The organism is Cognatishimia activa, assembly GCF_026016445.1.
Classification (GTDB): domain Bacteria; phylum Pseudomonadota; class Alphaproteobacteria; order Rhodobacterales; family Rhodobacteraceae; genus Cognatishimia; species Cognatishimia activa_B.
Window position 1 is genome coordinate 3,008,243 of sequence record NZ_CP096147.1, and the last position, 21,455, is coordinate 3,029,697.

At 53.9% G+C, this 21,455-nt stretch carries 23 protein-coding genes; 12 read left to right on the plus strand and 11 right to left on the minus strand.

Annotated elements, in window-relative coordinates:
* Positions 1–70: 70 nt before the first annotated feature.
* Positions 71–592 carry a CBS domain-containing protein gene (locus M0D42_RS15035; RefSeq protein WP_265019416.1) on the minus strand — a complete coding sequence of 174 codons (522 nt, stop codon included), beginning with the start codon at positions 590–592 and terminating at the stop codon, positions 71–73.
* A gap of 80 nt (positions 593–672) precedes the next feature.
* Here M0D42_RS15035 and M0D42_RS15040 point away from each other — a divergent pair, with 80 nt between their 5' ends.
* On the plus strand, positions 673–852 hold the full coding sequence (locus M0D42_RS15040; RefSeq protein WP_265019417.1) for a hypothetical protein: 180 nt from the start codon (positions 673–675) through the stop codon (positions 850–852).
* 59 nt (positions 853–911) lie between these two features.
* On the opposite strand, the gene nqrM is transcribed toward M0D42_RS15040, so the two are convergent.
* Both nqrM and M0D42_RS15050 read right to left on the minus strand, forming a co-directional pair.
* Positions 912–1,151: a (Na+)-NQR maturation NqrM gene (gene nqrM, locus M0D42_RS15045; protein WP_265019418.1), complete on the minus strand. Its 240-nt coding sequence runs from the start codon at positions 1,149–1,151 to the stop codon at positions 912–914.
* Positions 1,152–1,168: 17 nt separating this feature from the next.
* Positions 1,169–2,200 (minus strand): FAD:protein FMN transferase, encoded by a 1,032-nt coding sequence (locus tag M0D42_RS15050; RefSeq protein WP_419195947.1) that lies wholly within the window; start codon positions 2,198–2,200, stop codon positions 1,169–1,171.
* Positions 2,201–2,371: 171 nt separating this feature from the next.
* Here M0D42_RS15050 and M0D42_RS15055 point away from each other — a divergent pair, with 171 nt between their 5' ends.
* The 7 genes from M0D42_RS15055 to M0D42_RS15085 all read left to right on the plus strand — a co-directional run bounded on the left by M0D42_RS15055 (position 2,372) and on the right by M0D42_RS15085 (position 9,355).
* Positions 2,372–3,715 carry a Na(+)-translocating NADH-quinone reductase subunit A gene (locus tag M0D42_RS15055; protein ID WP_265019419.1) on the plus strand — a complete coding sequence of 448 codons (1,344 nt, stop codon included), beginning with the start codon at positions 2,372–2,374 and terminating at the stop codon, positions 3,713–3,715.
* A 3-nt stretch (positions 3,716–3,718) separates the two neighbouring features.
* Entirely contained in the window at positions 3,719–4,918 is a 1,200-nt protein-coding gene (locus tag M0D42_RS15060; RefSeq protein ID WP_265019420.1) for an NADH:ubiquinone reductase (Na(+)-transporting) subunit B, read from the plus strand.
* Positions 4,911–5,717, plus strand: a complete 807-nt coding sequence (locus tag M0D42_RS15065) for a Na(+)-translocating NADH-quinone reductase subunit C (RefSeq protein ID WP_265019421.1) — start codon at positions 4,911–4,913, stop codon at positions 5,715–5,717. Before M0D42_RS15060 ends, M0D42_RS15065 begins: the two co-directional genes overlap by 8 nt.
* Positions 5,717–6,370 carry an NADH:ubiquinone reductase (Na(+)-transporting) subunit D gene (locus tag M0D42_RS15070; RefSeq protein WP_265019422.1) on the plus strand — a complete coding sequence of 218 codons (654 nt, stop codon included), beginning with the start codon at positions 5,717–5,719 and terminating at the stop codon, positions 6,368–6,370. The genes M0D42_RS15065 and M0D42_RS15070 overlap by 1 nt, the downstream gene beginning before the upstream one ends.
* The gene (gene nqrE / locus M0D42_RS15075; protein WP_265019423.1) at positions 6,370–6,978 is read left to right on the plus strand and encodes an NADH:ubiquinone reductase (Na(+)-transporting) subunit E; all 609 of its coding nucleotides are present in this window, start codon (positions 6,370–6,372) and stop codon (positions 6,976–6,978) included. Before M0D42_RS15070 ends, nqrE begins: the two co-directional genes overlap by 1 nt.
* A 13-nt stretch (positions 6,979–6,991) precedes the next feature.
* The gene (nqrF, locus tag M0D42_RS15080; RefSeq protein ID WP_265019424.1) at positions 6,992–8,215 is read left to right on the plus strand and encodes an NADH:ubiquinone reductase (Na(+)-transporting) subunit F; all 1,224 of its coding nucleotides are present in this window, start codon (positions 6,992–6,994) and stop codon (positions 8,213–8,215) included.
* Between the two features lie 120 nt (positions 8,216–8,335).
* On the plus strand, positions 8,336–9,355 hold the full coding sequence (locus M0D42_RS15085) for a LacI family DNA-binding transcriptional regulator (RefSeq protein WP_330221176.1): 1,020 nt from the start codon (positions 8,336–8,338) through the stop codon (positions 9,353–9,355).
* Between the two features lie 24 nt (positions 9,356–9,379).
* On the opposite strand, the gene M0D42_RS15090 is transcribed toward M0D42_RS15085, so the two are convergent.
* The 3 genes from M0D42_RS15090 to M0D42_RS15100 form a co-directional block, all read right to left on the minus strand.
* Positions 9,380–11,608, minus strand: coding sequence for a glycosyltransferase family 2 protein (locus tag M0D42_RS15090; RefSeq protein ID WP_265019426.1), 2,229 nt, complete (start codon positions 11,606–11,608; stop codon positions 9,380–9,382).
* A gap of 34 nt (positions 11,609–11,642) precedes the next feature.
* On the minus strand, positions 11,643–12,695 hold the full coding sequence (locus tag M0D42_RS15095) for a glycosyltransferase family 2 protein (RefSeq protein WP_265019427.1): 1,053 nt from the start codon (positions 12,693–12,695) through the stop codon (positions 11,643–11,645).
* Positions 12,696–12,793: 98 nt separating this feature from the next.
* The gene (locus tag M0D42_RS15100; protein WP_265019428.1) at positions 12,794–13,858 is read right to left on the minus strand and encodes a zinc ABC transporter substrate-binding protein; all 1,065 of its coding nucleotides are present in this window, start codon (positions 13,856–13,858) and stop codon (positions 12,794–12,796) included.
* An 85-nt stretch (positions 13,859–13,943) separates the two neighbouring features.
* On the opposite strand from M0D42_RS15100, the gene M0D42_RS15105 reads away from it, so the two are divergent.
* The 3 genes from M0D42_RS15105 to M0D42_RS15115 are packed head-to-tail and all read left to right on the plus strand — an operon-like array spanning position 13,944 to position 15,944.
* Positions 13,944–14,408, plus strand: coding sequence for a transcriptional repressor (locus M0D42_RS15105; RefSeq protein WP_265019429.1), 465 nt, complete (start codon positions 13,944–13,946; stop codon positions 14,406–14,408).
* Complete coding sequence (locus M0D42_RS15110; RefSeq protein WP_265019430.1) at positions 14,390–15,154, plus strand: metal ABC transporter ATP-binding protein; 765 nt, start codon at positions 14,390–14,392, stop codon at positions 15,152–15,154. Before M0D42_RS15105 ends, M0D42_RS15110 begins: the two co-directional genes overlap by 19 nt.
* Positions 15,147–15,944: an iron chelate uptake ABC transporter family permease subunit gene (locus tag M0D42_RS15115; RefSeq protein WP_265019431.1), complete on the plus strand. Its 798-nt coding sequence runs from the start codon at positions 15,147–15,149 to the stop codon at positions 15,942–15,944. Before M0D42_RS15110 ends, M0D42_RS15115 begins: the two co-directional genes overlap by 8 nt.
* On the opposite strand, the gene M0D42_RS15120 is transcribed toward M0D42_RS15115, so the two are convergent.
* From M0D42_RS15120 to serB, 5 genes are all read right to left on the minus strand, one after another.
* On the minus strand, positions 15,934–16,428 hold the full coding sequence (locus tag M0D42_RS15120; protein WP_265019432.1) for a DUF2478 domain-containing protein: 495 nt from the start codon (positions 16,426–16,428) through the stop codon (positions 15,934–15,936). The two genes, M0D42_RS15115 and M0D42_RS15120, sit on opposite strands and share 11 nt — an antisense overlap.
* Positions 16,429–16,493: 65 nt before the next feature.
* Complete coding sequence (locus M0D42_RS15125) at positions 16,494–17,273, minus strand: isocitrate lyase/PEP mutase family protein (RefSeq protein ID WP_265019433.1); 780 nt, start codon at positions 17,271–17,273, stop codon at positions 16,494–16,496.
* Positions 17,270–18,334 (minus strand): bifunctional transcriptional activator/DNA repair enzyme AdaA, encoded by a 1,065-nt coding sequence (locus M0D42_RS15130; protein WP_265019434.1) that lies wholly within the window; start codon positions 18,332–18,334, stop codon positions 17,270–17,272. Before M0D42_RS15130 ends, M0D42_RS15125 begins: the two co-directional genes overlap by 4 nt.
* Before the next feature lie 72 nt (positions 18,335–18,406).
* Positions 18,407–19,165 (minus strand): TSUP family transporter, encoded by a 759-nt coding sequence (locus tag M0D42_RS15135; protein WP_265019435.1) that lies wholly within the window; start codon positions 19,163–19,165, stop codon positions 18,407–18,409.
* Positions 19,166–20,044 (minus strand): phosphoserine phosphatase SerB, encoded by an 879-nt coding sequence (serB, locus tag M0D42_RS15140; RefSeq protein ID WP_265019436.1) that lies wholly within the window; start codon positions 20,042–20,044, stop codon positions 19,166–19,168.
* Positions 20,045–20,269: 225 nt separating this feature from the next.
* On the opposite strand from serB, the gene M0D42_RS15145 reads away from it, so the two are divergent.
* On the plus strand, positions 20,270–21,415 hold the full coding sequence (locus M0D42_RS15145) for a phosphoserine transaminase (RefSeq protein ID WP_265019437.1): 1,146 nt from the start codon (positions 20,270–20,272) through the stop codon (positions 21,413–21,415).
* Positions 21,416–21,455 lie beyond the last annotated feature (40 nt).

Sequence of the window (21,455 nt, forward strand, 5' to 3'; positions counted from 1 at the left end):
CGTATTTTGCGTGGCTCAAACAAAAAACGGGCGCTCTAGGAGCGCCCGTAATTTGCAAACTGAATGTGGCTTAGCCGACGATCAGCTGTTTCATCTGGAGCGCTTCATGTTCCAAAGCGGTCAATCGATAGTTCACAACATCCCCGATGGTGACCATACCGATGAGCCCGGTTGCATCCGTCACGGGCATGTGGCGGAATTTGCCATTGGTCATGGTCTTCAGTGCATTCACCAAAGGCTCTTCCGGAGAGATGGTCTGAACGTCCTTCGTCATGACGTCTTCAACCTTGTGCGGAAGCGTCCGTCCTGGTGTATCTGCGAGTTTCCGCACAATGTCACGTTCCGACAAAATGCCAACCAATGCGCCGTTTGCGTCCGTTACAACAACCGCACCGATATGTTTGTCACGCAGAACTTCGACCGCATGCCCAATCGTGTCTTGAGGTCGGATCGAATAAATCGCGTTTCCTTTTCCGGAAAGTAGATCTCCGACCGTCGCCTCTGCCGCGGACAAATTGGTCGTGGCGGACTGGCTAGTGGTTTTCTTGCTGGTCGTGTCAGCCCGATTAGGGGCGCGATAGGATGTTGGCATTCAGGGCGGTCCTCCTTGATTAAGTTCCTCCACCATGACATCTAGCCTACTGCTAAAATCCGATTTGGGAAGCCTTTGCTTTGACTGACCTCACTCTAACCCCGCTAATTGCAACGAGTCTTTTTGTCTTGGCCTGTCTTGCAGGCTTTCAATATCGTCGGGTTTGGAAGGCGGAAGGACCACGTTGGCAGCTCTGGGTTTACGGCGTTTTCGCTGGTGTGACCCTGCTGGTTTTGGGATTTGTCCCCATGGCAGGGTAAGCGGGCAGGTAACAAAAAACGCCCCGTAGGGCGCTCTAAGTATTTGGATTTTGTCCGCTTCAGCCTTGATCGGCGTTCATCTCGTCAAGCATCTTGCGTGCCCGTGGGCAGGCGAGACGTTCACGAAGCGGGCTGTCTGGATCGATGTCCTTCTTACAAACAAGACACTGATCCGCATCTGCAATCGCGTTCAACCCACCACAGCTGCCTTTAATGGTCTTACCCATCAGCATCACGCCAAGCGCCATGCCGGTCATCACAAGCAGTAGAAGGCCGAAAGTGAATGCGAAGGTTGCCACGATGAAGTCCTTTGAGCTTACGCTTGCAATGCTGTGAAGGCCGCGCTTGGCGTGGTTACAAAGCCTTTCTGCGCAGAATCAGCGTCGCGATCAATAAACAAAACCGCGAGGTTGCGTTCGTTGGCGATTTCCAGACCACGCTCGGTACCCAGAACCAGCATTGCAGTCGCCCAAGCGTCTGCCAGCATCGCGTTTTCAGTCAGAACAGTCACGGATGCGGTTTTGTGGGTTACAGGGCGGCCAGTTGTGCCGTCCAGAATGTGAGAGTAACGCATGCCGTCTTGTTCGAAGTAGTTACGATAGTCGCCAGAGGTCGCCATGCCGAGGTTCGAAACGCTGACGACCTGCTGAACGCCACGATCGTGTGCTACAGGTGTTTCAATACCAATCTGCCATGGCATGCCGTCTGGGTTCAGACCTGCAGTGTAAAGGTCTCCACCGATCTCGATCATGTAGTCTTGAATGCCGAAGGACTCGATAGTGCGTGCCACTTGGTCAACGCCAAAGCCCTTGCCGATCGCAGAAAGATAAACTTCTGTGCCAGGCTGCAGCTTCTGCAGAGAACCGCCTGCAACGCGCAGAGTGTTCGCGTGTCCGGTTGATTCCATAACTTCTGCGATTTGCGCATCTGTTGGTGCTGCTGTTTTGGTTTGGCCTGCGCCAAAGCCCCAGAGATCAATCAGACCGCCCAGAGTGACATCGAAGCGACCGTCGGAAGCGACATGCACGTCCTGTGCTGCTTGCATCACAGATGCCAGCTCAGAGGAAACTGCGAAAGGCTGTGTGGATGCAGACGCGTTGAAGCGAGAGATCTCGGAACCTGCGTCCCAGTTAGACATCTGCGTGTTCACCTGAACGAGGCTTGCATTGATGGCGGCCTGCAGCTCGGACTTGTCGACAGATTTGGAATGATCGATGGCCGCGACGGAGTAGCTGGTGCCCATTGTTAAACCGGTCAGCTCAAGAATCGACCAGCCTTTCTTACAAGCGGCCAGTGCGAGTGGCATAACAAGAAAGCTACGGCGCGAAAAAAGAGGCTGCGAAGTCACGGTTTTGATCTCCAAGAGAAGCGGATTCTATGGTCTACATTGAGTTGAGGGGCTTGTGAGCCGTTTTTGGGACCGATTCAACAAAAAAATTTCAAAAAACCGTCAAAAAGACCTTCCCGCGCGCCCTCCTTCCGCGCATAAGACCCCAAAAATGGACGGGACTATATCATCGTGCAAAAGTTCACATGTAAAAAAGGTCTGAACGTCCCAGTGCTGGGTCAGCCAGAAGGTGGCATAGGGGATGCTCCTGCGGTTAACACAGTGGCGATACTGGGCGCGGACTATATCGGTTTAAAGCCCAGATTGGCTGTAAATGAAGGCGATATCGTCGGGGCCGGTGCTCCGATTTTGGCGCATAAAGACTCACCAACTGTTCAGGTCACCTCTCCGGTTACCGGGCGGGTCAAATCGATCAACCGCGGGGCCCGTCGGGCGCTGATCAGTGTTGAGATCGAAGTAGATGATTCTGCGGCCCCAGCAGTGGACTTTTCGGCGGTGGGTAATAATGAGACTCGAGAGGGTCTGATTGAGAAACTTTCCGTCTCTGGCCTTTGGACTTCCTTCCGCACGCGTCCTTATTCGAAGGTGCCTGAGCCAGACTCGCAGCCTGCTGCGATCTTTGTAACTGCGATCGATTCCGAGCCTCTCTGCGGAAACGCGGCAGAGATTATCAATGCTGACGCCGACGCTTTCGCGAAGGGTCTGGCAGCGGTCGCGCGTCTGACCGACGGCAAGACATATCTGTGTCAGGATCCTGATGCGAACATTCCCGGTGGCGATATCGAGGGTGTTGAAGCGGCTGGCTTCACTGGGCCACACCCTGCAGGCCTCGCGGGCACACATATTCATTTCCTGGAGCCTCCGAGCGCAAACAAGATGGTTTGGACGATCGGCTTTCACGACGTGATCGCCATCGGCAAACTGCTTGAAACAGGCACGCTCGACGCATCTCGCGTGATTGCACTGTCTGGTCCAATGTGCGCCAACCCCCGTCTGGTACGCACAGTTGCGGGCGCCTCTATGGTTGATCTGACAGCGGGTGACATCACAGGCGATGCGCCGGTGCGTCTGATCTCTGGTTCGATCCTCAGCGGCCGCATGGGCGAAGCGGAAACAGCCTACTTAGGCCGGTACGCGCGCCAGATCACCGTGATCGAAGAAGACAACAAGCAAATCCCACTGGGTTGGATCCGTCCAATGGCATCTAAATATGCCGTCCAACCTGTTCTGGGTTCTGCATTCTCCAAGAAGTTCTACGCTTTGACATCCAACCTGAACGGTGGTCGTCGTGCGATGGTTCCAACGGGTACGTTCGAAACGCTGATGCCGCAGGACTACCTGCCGACCCAGCTGCTGCGCGCGATGCTTGTTATGGACACCGACCAGGCGCAAGCGCTTGGCGCGCTGGAGTTGGACGAAGAAGACCTTGGTCTGGTCGGCTTTGCCTGCCCCGCTAAGTATGAATATGGCATCGCCCTGCGCGACTGTCTCACCAAGATCGAGAAAGAGGGCTAAACAGTGGGCCTACGTAATTTCTTCGACAGGATCGAGCCGCAGTTCACCAAAGGCGGCAAGTACGAGAAGTACTTCCCCATCTATGAGATGGTGGAGAGCTTCCTCTACACTCCTAAAACCGTCACCACCGTTGCACCGCACGCGCGTTCCTACGTCGATATGAAGCGGATCATGACCTATGTGGTCATCGCGACGATCCCTTGTATCCTATGGGGCATGTATAACGTTGGTTTCCAGACCAACGCTGCAATTGCTGAACTGGGCGCATCCGGCTGGCGCGCCTGGATCCTGGAAACTCTGGGCATCGGCTTTAACGCAGCAAACCCACTGGCGAACATTGCCCACGGTGCCTTGTATTTCTTACCGATCTATATCGTAACGCTGGTTGCGGGTGGTATCTTTGAAGTCGTCTTCGCAACCGTGCGCGGCCACGAAGTCAACGAAGGCTTCTTGGTAACTTCCATGCTTTACGCGCTGATCATGCCGGCCTCTACGCCGCTGTGGCAGGTTGCTCTGGGCATCATCTTCGGTGTTGTGATCGGTAAAGAAGTCTTCGGTGGTACCGGTAAGAACTTCCTGAACCCAGCTCTGACGGGCCGTGCGTTCCTTTACTTTGCTTATCCTGCACAGATGTCTGGCGACACAATCTGGACGCCTGTTGACGGGTTCTCTGGCGCGACAGCTCTGTCCGTTGGTGCATCCGAGGGTTACGCAGCTCTGCCAGAGCGCGGGTTGGAATGGTCTGACGCCTTCTTTGGCATGATGCAGGGTTCCATCGGTGAGACCTCCACACTGGCTTGTCTGATCGGTCTGGGCTTCCTGTTGATTACAAAGATCGCCAACTGGCGTCTGGTTGTGGGTTGCCTGGCGGGTATGATTGCCTTCTCTAGCCTGCTCAACCTGATTGGTTCTGACAGCAACCCAATGTTCGCAATGCCTTGGTACTGGCACCTCGTGATTGGTGGCTACGCCTTCGGTCTGGCCTTCATGGTGACCGAACCTGTGTCTGCCTCCCACACCAACCTTGGTCGCTATATCTATGGTGCGCTGATTGGTTTCATGGTTGTGATGATCCGTGTGATCAACCCGGCTTTCCCGGAAGGCATGATGCTGGCAATCTTGTTCGGTAACGTCTTTGCTCCTTTGATCGACTACTTCGTCGTTCAGGCAAACATCAAACGCAGGGCGAAACGCAATGTCTGAGACTAACGAAAACAAAGGCTTCATTCGCCGTTTCCTAGACGCGCCAGCGGACTCCGTTGGCAAGACTGTCTTCGTCGCTGTTGCTCTGTGTCTGGTTGCTTCGATGATCGTTTCTGCAGCGGCTGTGGCCCTGCGTCCGATCCAGGAAGTGAATGCACTGAAAGACAAGCAGATCAACATTCTGCAGGTCGCTGGCATTTATGACCCGAACCAAGATGTGGTCGAAGCATTCGCTGCGTTTGAGCCGCAGGTTGTTGAACTGGCTACTGGTGCTTTCACAGATCAGTTTGATCCAGCGAGCTTTGATGATCGCGCAGCGGCTGAAGACCCTGCAACCTCTGTCGCTCTGACAGACGATCCAGCGGGCATTGGCCGCAAAGGGAACTTTGCAACTGTTTACCTGCTGCGTGATGAAGCCGGCGCGATCGACAAGGTGATCCTGCCGATCCACGGCTACGGTCTGTGGTCTACGCTTTATGGCTTTGTGGCGCTGGAAGAGAACGGCAACGACATCTTCGCGCTGCAGTTCTACGAGCACGCTGAAACACCTGGCCTGGGTGCGGAAGTCGACAACCCACGCTGGAAAGCGCTGTGGAACGGCAAGAAGCTGACAGACGCAAACGGTGATCTTCAGATCAGCGTTTCCAAGGCCGCTCCTGCGACAGGTGCTGACTATCATATCGATGCACTGGCCGGTGCAACGCTGACTTCTGTTGGTGTGCATAACCTTGTGCAATTCTGGATGGGTGAATCTGGTTTCGCTCCATTCCTGAGCAATCTTAAGGAAGGGAAGCTGTAATGGCGCAGACACGCAGAACCATGCTGATCGACCCATTGGTCGATAACAACCCGATCACCTTGCAAGTTCTGGGCATTTGTTCCGCGCTTGCGGTGACCTCTTCCTTGCAGGTTGCGCTGGTGATGACCATCGCGGTGACCTTAGTGACAGCTTTTGCCTCCATGTTCATCTCGATCATTCGCAACCAAATCCCAGGTTCCATCCGGATCATCGTTCAGATGATCATCATCGCGAGCCTCGTGATCCTCGTTGACCAAGTCCTGAAGGCCTACGCCTTTGAGATTTCCAAGACCCTGTCGGTCTTTGTGGGCCTGATCATCACGAACTGTATCGTGATGGGCCGTGCCGAAGCCTTTGCAATGAAAAACCCACCGCTTGATAGCTTTATCGACGGTGTTGGCAACGGTTTGGGCTACGGCGTGATCCTGATGCTCGTTGGTTTCTTCCGCGAACTCTTTGGGTCCGGCAGCCTCTTTGGCGTGACCATCCTGGAAACCGTCAACAACGGTGGCTGGTATGTGCCAAACGGCATGCTGCTGCTGCCACCATCCGCATTCTTCATCATCGGTCTGATCATCTGGGCCTTCCGCGCATGGAAGCCAGAGCAAGTTGAAGAGCGTGAATATAAAATCCAGCAGGTGGAGGCACACTGATGGAAGCCTATCTTTCCCTCGCGGTTAAGGCGATTTTCGTCGAAAACCTTGCGCTGTCCTTCTTCCTTGGCATGTGTACCTTTATTGCGGTGTCCAAGAAGATCTCGACCGCTATCGGTCTGGGCATCTCTGTGATGGTCGTGCAGTCCATCACTGTTCCAGCCAACAACCTGATCCTGACCTACCTTCTGGCGCCGGGCGCGCTGGCTTGGGCGGGTTTTGACAATGTCGACCTGACCTTCCTTGGTCTGATTTCCTACATCGGTGTTATCGCCGCGCTGGTTCAGATCCTTGAGATGGTTTTGGATAAGTACTTCCCACCGCTCTACAACGCTCTGGGGGTCTTCCTGCCGCTGATCACAGTGAACTGTGCGATCCTCGGTGGCTCGCTCTTCATGGTGGAGCGTGGTTATGACTTCGGTGAATCCGTGACCTACGGCGTAAGCTCTGGTTTCGGCTGGGCTCTGGCGATCACTGCGATGGCGGGTGTGCGTGAGAAGCTGAAGTACTCTGACATTCCTGATGGTCTTCAGGGTCTGGGTATCACCTTCATCACAGCGGGTCTGATGGCAATGGCCTTCATGTCCTTCTCTGGCGTGAAACTCTAAGGGAGCTGAGAACTTGGAAACTTTTGGCCTTGGCATCATCCTTTTCACGCTGATCGTTCTGGCGCTGGTCACCATCATTCTGGCTGCGCGTTCGAAACTGGTGTCGACGGGTAACGTCAACATCACGATCAATGGTGAGAAAACCGTTTCTGTTCCAGCGGGTGGCAAACTGCTGCAAACGCTGGCAGAGCAAAAACTCTTTGTGCCTTCTGCCTGTGGTGGCGGTGGTACTTGTGCGCAATGTCGTGTGCGTGTGCATTCCGGTGGCGGCTCCATCCTGCCTACCGAAGAAAGCCACATCACCAAGCGCGAAGCCTCTTGCGGCGACCGTCTGTCCTGTCAGGTGGCTGTGAAGCAAGACATGGAAATCGAAGTTCCTGAAGAGGTCTTCGGCGTGAAGAAGTGGGAATGTACTGTACGTTCCAACGACAACGTTGCGACCTTCATCAAGAACCTCGTTCTTGAGCTTCCAGAAGGCGAAGACGTGAACTTCCGCGCTGGTGGTTACATTCAGATTGAAGCGCCCGCGCACAAACTGAACTACACCGACTTCGACATCGGCGAAGAGTACCGTGAAGATTGGGACAAGTTTAACCTGTGGCAGTATAACTCCACAGTGACTGAGCCAATCGAACGTGCTTATTCCATGGCGAACTACCCGGACGAAAAAGGCTTGATCATGCTGAACGTCCGTGTGGCTTCTCCACCTCCGGGTTCCACAGGCATTCCAGCCGGTCAGATGTCTTCTTACATCTTCAACCTGAAGCCAGGTGACAAGGTGACGATCTCTGGTCCGTTCGGTGAATTCTTTGCACGCGAAACCAAGAAAGAGATGGTCTTTATTGGTGGTGGTGCCGGTATGGCGCCGATGCGTTCGCACATCTTCGACCAGCTCAAGCGTTTGGAAAACCGTGATCGCAAGATCACATTCTGGTACGGTGCGCGCTCTAAGAAAGAGATGTTCTTTGTTGAGGACTTTGACAGTCTTGCCAAAGAATTCGACAACTTTGAATGGCATGTTGCATTGTCTGATGCGCTGCCAGAGGACGATTGGGGCGGCCTGACGGGCTTCATCCACAACGTCCTGCACGATGAATATCTGAAGGATCACCCGAACCCCGAAGATTGCGAATACTACATGTGTGGCCCGCCCATCATGAACCAATCCGTGATCAACATGCTTTTGGAAATGGGCGTGGATCGCGAAGACATCATGCTGGATGATTTCGGCGGATAAGATTTGAGGGTCAGGGCAATGCTCTGGCCCTTTTTCTATTTTATGACAGACCATTGGTCGCGCTTGTAAAAACCGAATTTGTCGCGATAACATAGCGCTAACAGTCAAAGGATGATTTTTGTGGCCACAGACGAACACCGCTCCCTGACATTGCGCGACGTATCCGAAGCTTCTGGCGTTTCAGAGATGACCGTGAGTCGGGTTTTGCGAAACCGCGGCGACGTATCTGCGGCGACCAGACAGAAGGTTCTGAAGGCGGCGAAAGAGCTAGGATATGTGCCCAATAAGATCGCGGGTGCTCTGGCGAGCCAACGTGTGAACTTGGTTGCCGTGATTATCCCTTCTTTGTCCAATATGGTGTTCCCAGAAGTTCTGAGCGGTATTAGCGAAGTCCTTGAGGACACCGAACTTCAGCCTGTTGTTGGCGTGACCGACTATCTTCCTGAGAAGGAAGAAAAGGTGCTTTATGAGATGCTGTCGTGGCGCCCGTCGGGTGTGATTATTGCAGGTCTTGAGCATTCTGATGCAGCGAAGGCCATGATGCGGGCTTCAGGTATTCCTGTCGTGGAAATCATGGATGTGGACGGTAAGCCGGTTGATGCGGCTGTTGGCATCTCTCACCGTCGCGCTGGCAGAGAAATGGCCAAGGCGATCCTAAAGGCGGGCTATCAGAACATCGGCTTCCTGGGCACTAAAATGCCGCTGGATCACCGTGCTCGGAAGCGTTTTGAAGGCTTCACCGAGGCGCTCGCTAAGGGTGGCGTCGAAGTGATAGATCAGGAATTCTACTCAGGCGGATCGGCGCTGGCTAAGGGCCGCGAGATGACAGAGAACATCCTCGAACGCTCTCCTGATATCGATTTCCTCTATTACTCGAACGATATGATTGGCGCAGGTGGACTTCTTTATCTTTTAGAGAAAGGTGTCGATATACCTGGAGAGATCGGCCTTGCTGGTTTCAACGGTGTTGAACTCCTGCAGGGTCTACCACGCCAATTGGCAAGTATGGATGCCTGCAGACGTGAATCTGGGCGCAAGGCGGCAGAAATCATTGCGTCGCGGGTGAAAGATGAACCTTGTGAGTCTCTTGTAGAATTGAGCCCTAAGATCGCCTTCGGAGACACGTTGAAGCGTCGCTGATCGGCGTAGCCAAAATCTCTGTTATTAATGTGCTGTCGTTTCTTGTCGTTCGACGGTGAAGAAGTAATCCTTCGGGTGATCTCCAAAGACGACTTCATCGGGAACCACATCTGGTCCGGCTAAGAATACATTGGCCCCAAAATGTGGCAGCTGCTTGGAGAGCCGCTGCATGCGGTCGCCCGTCAGGTCTTGGTAAAAATTTGCGTAGTTTTCGGTGGCTTTTAGCTCATCGATTTTCGCGCGATGTGCTTCAACGCATTTCTGGTGCATCGACGCAATCTCTGGGTCAGCCAGCATCCGATCCATTTCCGCCTGTAAGGCGGGTAGCATGCGCTTAATGGAATGGTCTTCCCCCACGTTGTGGTTCATGCGGAACCAATAGGCCAAACCTTGATCTCGATCGACGTGGTTCACACGCCCACGGTCACGTTTTACGAGGAAACTTTCAGCGGATCGAACGGCATAGTGGTTCAGAGACACCAGATCGTACCCGACGGTATCTTGAGTCGACCGCCACGCGTTGCGGAAGAACTCCTTGGGCATCGGTTTTCCTGACCCATTCACCCAGTTGATGTCTTTCCAAAGCTGCGGATTCAGACCTTTGGGCCGATGTACACCGAGCTTTTTAAAGAGCCCGATGTTGCGGAAGAGCGTCTTGAATCCCCATGCCTGATGGGGCTTGCGCGTCATCTCATGAGCACAGCGGGTGTAATCGCCAATAATCGGACGATCCACGAATTCATGGATGTCGGAATTTCCGAAGAGCCGCCAGGTGAGCGAGATCATATTGGCATCGCCTACCGCCTCAAAGAGCGCTTTGAGCGTGCCGTCCCCGGTCTTGATGTTGATGAACTCATCGACATCCATGCAGATTACCCAATCAGCGTTCTTGATGATGTCTTCTTCTTCACCAGCTTGCAGAGCTGCGTGCTGCGGCTTCAGGTCTGTATCTCGAAATGGGTTGTCGCGATGTTGCAGGATGCCTTTTGCCTGCAGAAGATCGTGAAACTCGTCGGTGCCATCCGTGCAGTCATTGGTGAAGACCAGGAAGTTATCAACCCCGATAGCGCGATGATAGGCGATCCATTCCAAAATGAATGGACCTTCGTTTTTCATCGTGGTGATAATGGTGACGGAATTTTTGCTGGTATCGATTTTGGGCGATTTGAGAACCGGCATTCTGACCGGTTTATGTTTGAAGTGTTTCTGCGACAAATCGAGCAGCAGCTCATCTTCAATGAGAGAAGTCTTAGGAACGATCCGTGACACGCTATCCACTGGATGCCTTAACCCCATGAAGCGCATAAACTGAGCTGGTTTAGAGGCATCGACTGGGGCACCCACTACGCGAACAAAGCGCCATACTGTATTCTCGCCGGTCTTTCTGGGGGAGATGCACCAGCGCGTTCGCGCTTTGGCGGCATCAAACTGACGGCATATGTGATCGGCAAATTGCACGTCGTCAGAGGGACGTATACGCCACGGATAACAATGGTGTCCCTCGAGTGCGACAACCCCTTCAGCCTGAGCGCGATCAAAAACCGATGCCTGTCGGTCCCGCAATAGAAGGTCGGTAATATCCAACTGAGCCACCGCGCGCGCGGTGTTCAAAAATCGGTGGCGTAGAAGCTCAAACACTCCGAGTTGACCAAGCGGAGATGTCCATGGGTCGGATTCTGGCACCTCCATGCGGTCCTTGCCCGGTGCATCCGGCGCTGAAAACGGGTGATGCTCGTGGGGCATGTCAGGTTCACCCAGGGCGGTATCAAATTGAACCACCACCAATTTTTTCAGTCCGTCAATTTCGGTTAGGCTATTCTGAAGTTGCGCGAGGTATTCTTGGTTCTCACCGATCTTTGCCCGATCCACGATCAACGCGGCTTCAAGGCCCTGTGTTTCGACATGCCAACGGAGCCAATCCAGCGTGATTTCAGCCGTTTGCCCATTGCGAAACGCCAGCGCGGTATTCAATCCCCGAAAGAGCTGCAGATTTGGCTGAGAAAGCTCTAGCTCAGCCACTTCCTCATCAAGGCATATGTTGGGTTTAGTCGGGCCTGTTGCTTCAACAATCAGAGCTTCTCCGATTGAGCGCTGACCCTTAAATGTCGTGCCTGCCACGGGAGAGAGATTGCGCAGGTCACGGCCCGCGGCAAAGAATATACGACCCCCGTTGCCGGAAGCAATTGCATCCAGAACAATCGCCGATCCTACGCGCTGATGCGCGATTGGAATGTGATGAAAGGCGGCCCGCATTGGCTTGTTTACCTGTCACGCCCTTAACCGGGCTTTAATTATCACTGCTTTTCTGTGCCTCGTGATACCACGAGATCAGCTGTGTCTGCAAATTCTGGGGGACCACTTCGCTGCTACCAGCCGTCACGATTTGAGTTAGCAATTTATGAATGTCCGGGTCACGTATCAGATCGGCGGCACGTGCCTGATGCAAAGCAACCGCTTCTGCATGCAGTGCTTCTACACCGGGCAGGGTCATTAGCTTGTCAAATTGCGTTTCCGTCGCTGGTCTCATTGCTGCAATCGAGGTGTCTTCAACGGTGTTGAAATTACGCTCCACCCAGTAATTCAAGCCGACTTCCTTTTTACGGTTAGGAAGCCCACGAGAGCGTTTCAAAAGGAAACCCATCACAGATTTGATGGCGTAGTGGTTGATGTCAGCGAGGGCGCGCGCAGGCGTGCCACCGAACATTGAGATCCGGTTCGGTGCCATTGCGAAGTCCTGCGAGAGAAACTTGCCGGACCCATCCACCATAATTGGGCGGCGGGCTTTCATGATGTCCTTTTGCTTGGGGCGGTGAACCCCCAGCATGTTGAAAGGCCCTGTTGGCTTGAAAATCGTTTTAATCATGCTCGCGGCGATAGGGTAATTCTCGTTGTCAGGAATTGCGCGCGTGAACTGTTCTGTGATGGGCGCATCTTTCACGTCAATCACGTTGTTATGTCCGAACAACCGCCACTGCAGCACAATCGCATCTGCTTCAGGCGAGACAGCACCGATCAGGTCTTCGAAACGATGTTCACCCACCCTGATGTTCACATACTCATCGACATCCGACACCAAAATCCAATCCGCCTTTTTGCGCAACGGATGTTTCCAGGCTTCTTTCAAAGCCTGCCACTGGATCGATTGGCCCGTTGTTTTCTCATGCGGAATATGGCGAACAATCCCCGCCATCTGCAGTGCTTTCAGTAATTTGTCGGTGCCGTCACTGCAGTCATTTGAATAAACAAGAAAATCCGTCACGCCGGCAGCACGATGGTGCGCGATCCACTCTAGCAAATAAGGCGCTTCGTCTTTGACGGTTGTGATGCAGAGAATACGCAACGGCTCGATCCTGTTTTGGTGGAGAGCCTATCATGCTGCGCCGCGATGAACAGCGGCGCAGCATGGTTTTTCATAAGTGAGTCTCGAATGCGACAGGATTAGCCGAGGCAGTCCGTCACGCTGTTTGCAAGGCCACGCAGCCAAGTTGTGTAAAGCGCAGGGCCCTGTGGGATGTCGGTTGCCAGAGGGTCCAGAATACCTGTGTTGGTGCCTTCAGGCGCCACTGATTTAACCAGAGAGTCATTGAACTGAGGTTCTGCAAAGACGCATGAAATGCCGTGCTCTTTGATTTCCGCGTGCAGTTCGCTCAGGCGCGCGGCGCTTGGGGCAGCCGCATCAGACAATTGGATGGAACCGGTGACCTCTAGCCCAAAGGCTTCTTCGAAGTACTGGTAGGCGTCGTGGAAAACCACAAATCGTGCATCGTGGAATGGCTCAAGCTGGGTTGTAATTTCTTCACCAGCGGCTTGGATCTCCGTCGCACCGACCTCTGCGTTCATCGCGTAGATTTCTGCATTTGCCGGGTCCAACTCAGACAGTTCTTCAGCAATCGAATTCAACCAAACAATCGCGTTCTCTGGATCAAGCCAAGCATGTGGGTCCGCGCCGTCGTGGTTGTGGCGATCGTGGTCATCATGACCGGCGTGTTCATCTTTATGCTCGTCGTGATGATCATCATGATCGTCGTGTCCGTGATCTTCATGCTTGTCATCATGATTTTCAACATGATCATGGTCGTCATGGTCGTCATGGTCGTCATGGTCGTCATGGTCGTCATGGTCGTCATGGTCGTCATGGTCGTCATGGCCACCAAAGACCGCTTCTTCTCGGAACTCATGAACGTGCGTGCCTTCGCTATGAAGCAATTCCAGAGAATGTGCACCAGTCGCCACTGTTTCGATCGCATCTTCCAGCCAAGGAGAGAGGTCTTCACCAATCCAAACCACTAGATCAGCATTTTGCAGTATGCGAGCCTCTGACGGGCGCAATGAATAACCATGAGGAGATGCACCTTGCTGCATAACCAAAGCAGGTTCGCCGACTCCCTGCATTACGCGAGCAACAAGTGAGTGCACAGGTGCAATATCTGTTGCTACATTTGGTACTTCGGCACTGGCTTGGGTTGCCAAAAGGCACATCGCCGTCATAGATCGGTAAAACATAAGGCGCTCCGCGTTACAGTATAACATCGAGTTGCCTCTAGCCCATGCGTTATACTATATCAACCGCTATCAACAGGAGCCATCAATGAGCGTGCACGGATTCGATAATCACGACCACAGCGGTTGTATTCATGACGCGATGGAAGCGGCGGTTTCTTATTGTGCTGAGAACAAGTTGCAATTCACACCGGTGCGTCGCCGTGTGTTTGAAATATTGCTGCAAGAGCACCGCGCCATGGGCGCATATGACATTTTGCCAATCCTGGCGGAAGAAGGTTTGGGTAAGCAGCCACCCGTGGTCTATCGCGCATTGGACTTTCTGAAAGCCAATAATTTCATCCACAAGATCGAAAAATTGAATGCTTATGTTGCTTGCTCACATCCTGGCGTGAACCATGCACCCGCCTTCATGATTTGTCGCGAATGTAGCTTGGTGGTTGAAACAGAAAGTCGTCCAACAGCCAGCTTGAAATCCGCCGCGAAAGATCTTGGGTTTGCAATTGAGGCGACAGTTGTGGAAGCAGAAGGCCTATGCCCGAAGTGTCAATGATGCCTGAGACATTACTGTCAACTCAAGATATGAGCGTACGCCTCGGTGGCCATGTCGCCTTGAGGCATGTGGATTTCACAATCAATTCTGGTGAAATTGTCACCATTGTTGGCCCAAACGGATCAGGCAAATCAACATTGCTGAAGTCTCTTATTGGGGCTGTTAAACCAACGGCAGGTAAGGTTCAACGCCGAGCCGGTTTGCGCATCGGCTATGTGCCGCAGAAGCTGCATATTGATCCAACGCTGCCGCTGTCTGTACGTCGGTTTCTCTCCTTGCCCAAACATCGTATCGACGGCGATATAAACAGGGCGCTGATGCGCGTGGGCGCGTCAGATCTGCATGAAAAACAGATGTCAGCGCTTTCAGGCGGTCAATTTCAGCGCGCGTTGCTTGCGCGGGCATTGCTTGAAAACCCAGATATCTTGATTTTGGATGAGCCCACCACCGGGCTTGATCAACCAGGGTCTGCAGCGCTTTATAACTTGATCGAAGACATTCGCCGCGAAACGGGCGCCGCGGTTCTTATGGTCAGTCATGAGTTGCACGTAGTCATGAGTGCATCTGACCGTGTGGTCTGTCTTAATGGCCATGTCTGCTGTCACGGTGCGCCGGAAATAGTTGCTTCCGCTCCTGAATATCGGGCCCTTTTTGGTTCGGGTACGCAGGGCGCCTTGGCGCTTTACCGACATGACCATGATCATTCTCATGAGGTAGACGACCACAAGGGCTGTACCCATGCTTGATGATTTCCTGGTACGCGCGACATTGGCAGGGATTGGCGTGGCTCTGGCGGCTGCTCCGCTGGGATGTTTCGTTGTTTGGCGACGGATGGCTTATTTTGGTGATGCGACAAGCCATGCCGCCATTTTGGGCATTGCGCTGTCATTGGCGCTTTCACTTTCGGTGTTCACTGGCGCACTTGCCATTGCCTTGATCATGGCCCTGACGGTTTCGGCCTTAACCGGCAAAGGCTATGCGATGGACACCCTACTCGGTGTGATGGCGCATTCCGCTTTGGCCATCGGTCTTGTCGCGGTCAGCTTCCTGCAAGGGGTGAGGCTTGACCTGATGGCCTATCTCTTCGGAGACATCCTCGCTGTGTCTAAATCAGATTTGATTGTGATTTGGGGTGGCGCGGCACTTGTGATCGCTCTGATGGCGTTCAGATGGTCCCCATTGCTGACAGCAACATTGAACGCTGATCTAGCCATGGCCAGCGGAGTGGACCCCAAGCGTGAACAATTGATTCTAACGGTTTGCCTTGCCGTTGTGGTGGCGGTCGCCATTAAGGTCGTTGGGGTACTTCTGATTGTTGCAATGCTGATCATTCCCGCTGCAGGCGCGAGGTCATTGGCGCGCAATCCAGAAGGTATGGCCGTGATTGCGGCGCTATTCGGTGCTTTATCAGCTATTCTCGGCCTGCGTATGAGCCTGATCTACGACACCCCTGCCGGACCAAGTATCGTCTGTGTCGCGGCAGGCGTATTTGTACTCAGTCTGATCTTTGGGCGCTTCAGAGCGTTTAGTCGTTAAGCCAATCGGTCAGGGCCTTGGGGTTGGGTTCGACGAACACGGCGGTGCCTTGCGAAAATGCTTCGAAGGCTTCGCGATTCAATTCGTTGACCCCGCAAACGACAGGAACACCAAGTTCCATTGCCTGCCCAATGGTATCGCGGAAGCCGCGACCGCCGGCTTCGTGCTTGCCGAATTTATTTAAAACCAACAATGCGACGTCAGAGTTCAACCGATGGCCTACCTCTGAGACAGCTTGTTCCAGGGCATCGGGGTCAAGTCGACAACCGCGAGAGTTTGGTCCTAAATCTTGAGAAATACGAATGGTCGGCCCATCCGGTAGCACTTCGACATCCATGTCACAGAGCGGGCAGTCGTCTCGGTCTGTGTTGACTTGTACAACACCAACAACGCGGGTGCCGATTGCCATCTCGGATTTGGCGAAATTGTAGAGGACCTCATCAAGATCCCCTTTGCCCTTGGTCATCGTGTAGGCGATTTTCATTCGCGTGCCTTCCTTGGTTTGAGCCACATATAATCGCTGTGCCTCAGTATGCACCAGTCATGAAATCAACTCATAGTGTCCACGAAACGCGTCGCCAGATCGCGCATGGCCTGACGGAAGGGGCCGGGGCCGTGGCTAATCCGCGCCACGCCAAGGTCAGCCAGTTCGGCGACCGAAAGGCCGTTTGAGAGTGTCATGACATTCACGGGTATATCGGAAGCCTCGCAAACGCGTGCAATCAACTCTGGGTCGGTCAGTCCGGGTACAAAGAACCCGCTGGCACCTGCCGCAGTATAGGCCTCTAGACGTTCTAGTGCCTGTGGCATCAGGCCTGCGTGCCAATCTTGGTTGGCCTCTTTTAAAAACAGATCCGTACGCGCATTGATAAAGAGCGGTACTCCGTAGGCTTCCGATGCTTCGCGGGCAGCAGCAATGCGTTTTGACTGTTCTTCCAGTTTATGCAGCCCTTTGCTGCCAATCATCTGATCTTCGAAATTGATGCCGACGATCCCCTGCTTCATAGCAAGGGTAATGTTGGACGCGACACCTGTTGGTCCGACAGCGTAGGCGCCTTCAAAATCGAGCGTGACGGGCACTTCAACGGTCTGACAAATCCGCCGCGCAGTCATCAAGGCGATTTCGAGTGGTAACTTTTCTCCATCATCAAACCCCTGTGCTCCGGCGACAGACCAGCTGCCTGTTGCAACGGCACGCGCCCCGGCTTCTTCAATCACTTTTGCCGAGCCCGCATCCCAGATGTTGTAAAGTACCAACGGGTCACCGGGCTGGTGCATGTCTGTGAAGATTTGTGCCTTTTCTGCTTGTTTAGAGACTGCATTTGTCATGCGGCGGACTTGTCCTTGTATTGTCGTTCCAGCTCGATCAGTCGCTGTTTGCGCCATAGCCCTCCGCCATAGCCCGTCAACGATCCGTCTGCTCCTATGACGCGATGACAGGGGACGATCAAGGCAATCTGGTTTGCACCATTTGCGCGCGCGACGGCACGTACCGAAGAGGGGCGTCCGATCGCATTAGCCATATCTGAATATGAACGCGTTTCACCAGCCGGAATGGTGCGCAATTCATCCCAGACTTCCTGCGTGAATGGCGAGCCGTGATAGGCGAGTTTCACATCAAATGTGTCTCGATTCCCGCTAAAAAAGGCCGCGAGCTCAGATTTAACCTGATCAGTGATTTCAAACCGCCCAAATCCAAGTGAGCCTTTTGAAAGAGTTTGTAACTTCTTCAAAGACGTTGGCAGAGCTTTGCGATCAACAAACTCCAATAAGTGTAAGGCGTGCTGGTCACATACCGCCACCAAGGGACCAAGTGGCGTATCGATCCAATCTGCCCTCAAAAGCGCATCTGCCGCGAAGTCGCTTGGGTTTTGACCAAGCAGTTTTGCGAAAGCCGAACGAAAGGCGCTGGGGCTTTCAAAACCTGAATCCAGCTGCGCCTCAATTACAGGCCTACCTTTGGCGAGTGTCGTGAATCCTTCGCGCAAACGCCGTTGTCGAGCCATCTCCAGAAAGGTCATCCCGAAATGCCGCTTGAAAGCACGCCGCGCTGTTGAGGCATCGAGACCCATTCGAGCGATGTCTCCCTCACTCCAGCGATAGGAGGGGCGCCTTTCAAGCGCTTCGAGCAGGGTTTGGATCACGGGCTCAGCTTCGGCCATCGGCGCAAGGGGGTGGCATCTTTTGCAGGGCCGAAATCCGGCTTCAATGCAGGCACCCACAGAATCATACCATTGGCAGTTTTCGGGCTTTGGTTTTCGGGCAGGGCATGAAAGCCGACAGAATATCCCCGTCGAAGTTACGCCCACCCAGGCGCGCCCTTCATAGGTGTCGTCGCGGTTACAAAGTGCTGCGTAAAGCGTGTCGGTGTCAGGCAAATCAAACATCATACCCGGAGCCTAACTCAACCCAACGCGGTTTGGCGTCTGAAATCGGGCGTTGATATCACGAATGCGCAGGAATCAGAGCAAGTCCCAAAGCAACTTCGCGGCCATCGCCAATGTCGTGAAAACCAAAAGTGGTTTGATCAAGCGGGCACCGATCTTTTGCGCCAATGATGCGCCAAGCCGTGCGCCAAAGATCTGTGCGACCCCCATCGCGAGGCCGGTCATCCACCAAGGCGTGGCGACGATTGCGAAGGCGAGCAAAGCCCCTGCATTAGAGGCGCAGTTCAAAAGTTTCGTGTGCGCCGTGGCTTTAAGAATGCCGTAGCCCGCCAAGGAAACAAAAGCGAGCATGAAGAAGCTACCGGTGCCCGGACCAAGCAGCCCGTCGTATGCCGCGATCAGAGGCACCATGCTTGCGGAAAAGATCATCGGAGACATGCGGCGCTCTTTATCGTCGTCATTGAGTCCCCGCTGCAAGGCAAAGAAAAGGGCAACACCGGCAAGTAGGACAGGGAGCACAATCCGTATGAGATCGGTCGGCAGTTGCGCTACCAAGAGGGCCCCCAAAATCGAAGCGAAGAAGGATATGGTCGCGGGCACGATTTGTTTTCTCAGATCGACGTGGCCTCCGCGCGCATAGGTATACGCCGCGGTGGCAGCTCCGAAGAAGCCCTGGACTTTGTTGGTGGCGAGTGCGGTGAGTGGTGGGACACCTGACAGCAGCATTGCGGGCAGAGCGATCAAACCGCCACCGCCTGCAATGGAGTCGACAAAGCCTGCAACAAATCCCGCTGCAATCAAAATGAGCAAGACTTCTGTGCCGACCTCGAACATTTATCCCGCCGCAAATTCGGACTTAGCGTAGCCCTGAATATAGAGAAGCGCAGTTAGGTCGCCGTGATTGATTTTCACTTTACACTCAGCTTGCAGGGCAGGTTTACCGTGCAACGCAACACCGGTACCCGCATTCTGGAGCATTAAGAGATCGTTCATTCCATCGCCAACGGCCATCACGTCTTCAGGCGAAATTTCAAGACTACTGGTGATCTCATTTAGGGCTTCAAGCTTAGCCTCACGGCCAAGTATTGGGCGAACAACACGGCCTGTGAGGGCACCGCTTTCAACTTCCAATGTGTTGGCTCGGTTCTCATCAAAGCCGAGCTCGGCTGCAACTTTCGCAGTGAATGCCGTGAAACCTCCAGAGACCAAGGCAGCGTAACCGCCATTGGATTTCATGGTTTGGACAAGCGCCTTGCCTCCGGGCATCAAATCTATGCGTGTTTGCAGAACGTGATCGATAATGCTTTCTGGCAGATCTTTCAGGAGCCCCACACGTTCATCGATCGCGCCTTCAAAATCCAGTTCGCCATTCATAGCCTTCGCAGTGATCTCAGCAACACGCTCTCCAACACCAGCTTCTGCAGCCAGCTCGTCGATGCATTCCTGTTGGATCATGGTGCTGTCCATATCGGCCAAGAGCATCTTTTTGCGACGGCCCTCTGCGGGCTGAATGATCAGATCGATTTGTTCAGCCTGAAGTGCGGTCCACACGTCTTCTGCATTACCTGGTACCTGCGCAATGGAGAATTCTGCAGCCTCACCGGTTGCCAGCCATTGTGCCTCGCCACCGCCCCAGGCATTGCGAAGATTCTCCACCGTTGCGGCATCCAGCGTAGGCGCAGCGGGGTTCGTCAAAAGCGTCGCGATATACATCGATATGTCCTTTTTAGGCGGTCTCGATCGCCCCTTACCGCAGCGGGAATGCAATTACCACCCGGCTGGATCGTGTTTCCGATCATAGACATTTTCTATTCAAAAACGTCGGTGTAGCCACGTGAACCGACATTTTAGCGGTTGCCCGGATGAGATTCGCTCTCTATTTCCGGCTGCGGGACACCTCTCCCCAACGAGAGGCAGATATCTGTAAGGATAGCATCAATGGCTACTCAGCAACCGGCAGCGCGTCCGGCAAACCCGCGCTTTTCTTCTGGCCCATGTGCCAAACCTCCTGTTTTTGAACTGTCTAAACTTGCGGACGCCGCTTTGGGCCGCAGCCACCGTGCAGCTGTTGGTAAAGCAAAGCTGAAAGATGCCATCGAAGGCACCCGCGAAGTTCTGGGCATTCCTGCTGATTACAAGATCGGCATCGTTCCTGCGTCGGACACTGGCGCGGTTGAGATGGCTCTGTGGTCCCTGCTGGGTGAACGCAAGGTCGAGATGCTGGCTTGGGAATCTTTCGGCGCTGGCTGGGTGACGGATGTTGTCAAACAGCTGAAAATCGACGCGGAAGCCAAGGTGGCTGACTATGGTCAGATCGTTGATCTGGCGTCGGTTGATTTCGTGAATGACGTTGTTTTCACCTGGAACGGCACCACCTCTGGTGTGCGTGTTCCAAACGGTGACTGGATTGCAGATGATCGCGTTGGCCTGACCATCTGTGATGCGACCTCCGCGGCCTTCGCGATGGACCTGCCTTGGGACAAACTCGACGTGACCACCTTCTCCTGGCAGAAGGTTCTGGGCGGCGAAGCGGCGCACGGCATGATCGTTCTGTCCCCACGCGCTGTCGCGCGTCTGGAAAGCTACACACCCGCTTGGCCTCTTCCAAAGATCTTCCGCATGACCAAAGGCGGCAAGCTGATCGAAGGCATCTTTACTGGCGCAACGATCAACACACCGTCCATGCTGGCGGTTGAAGACTATCTGCTGGCGCTCGATTGGGCGCGCTCTGTCGGTGGTCTGGAAGGTCTGCAAGCGCGCGCGAATGCCAACGCTCAAGCAGTGTTTGATTTCTGCGACGCAAACGACTGGATCGCGAATCTCGCGGAAGATGATGCGACACGCTCCAACACTTCTGTTTGCCTGAAGTTCACTGATGACCGCATCCAAGACGGCGCAGTTTTTGCGAAAGCCGTTGCGAAGCGTCTGGAAGCAGAAAACATCGCGCTGGACATCGGAGCTTACCGTGACGCGCCAGCAGGTCTGCGCATCTGGTGTGGTGGTACAGTTGAGACTGCCGACATCGAAGCCATGCTGCCTTGGCTTGCATGGGCGTTTGAAGCTGAAATCGAAGCACAAGCTTAAACAAGTGCCGGGCTGAAGCCCGGCCTACTTTCCCAATTTT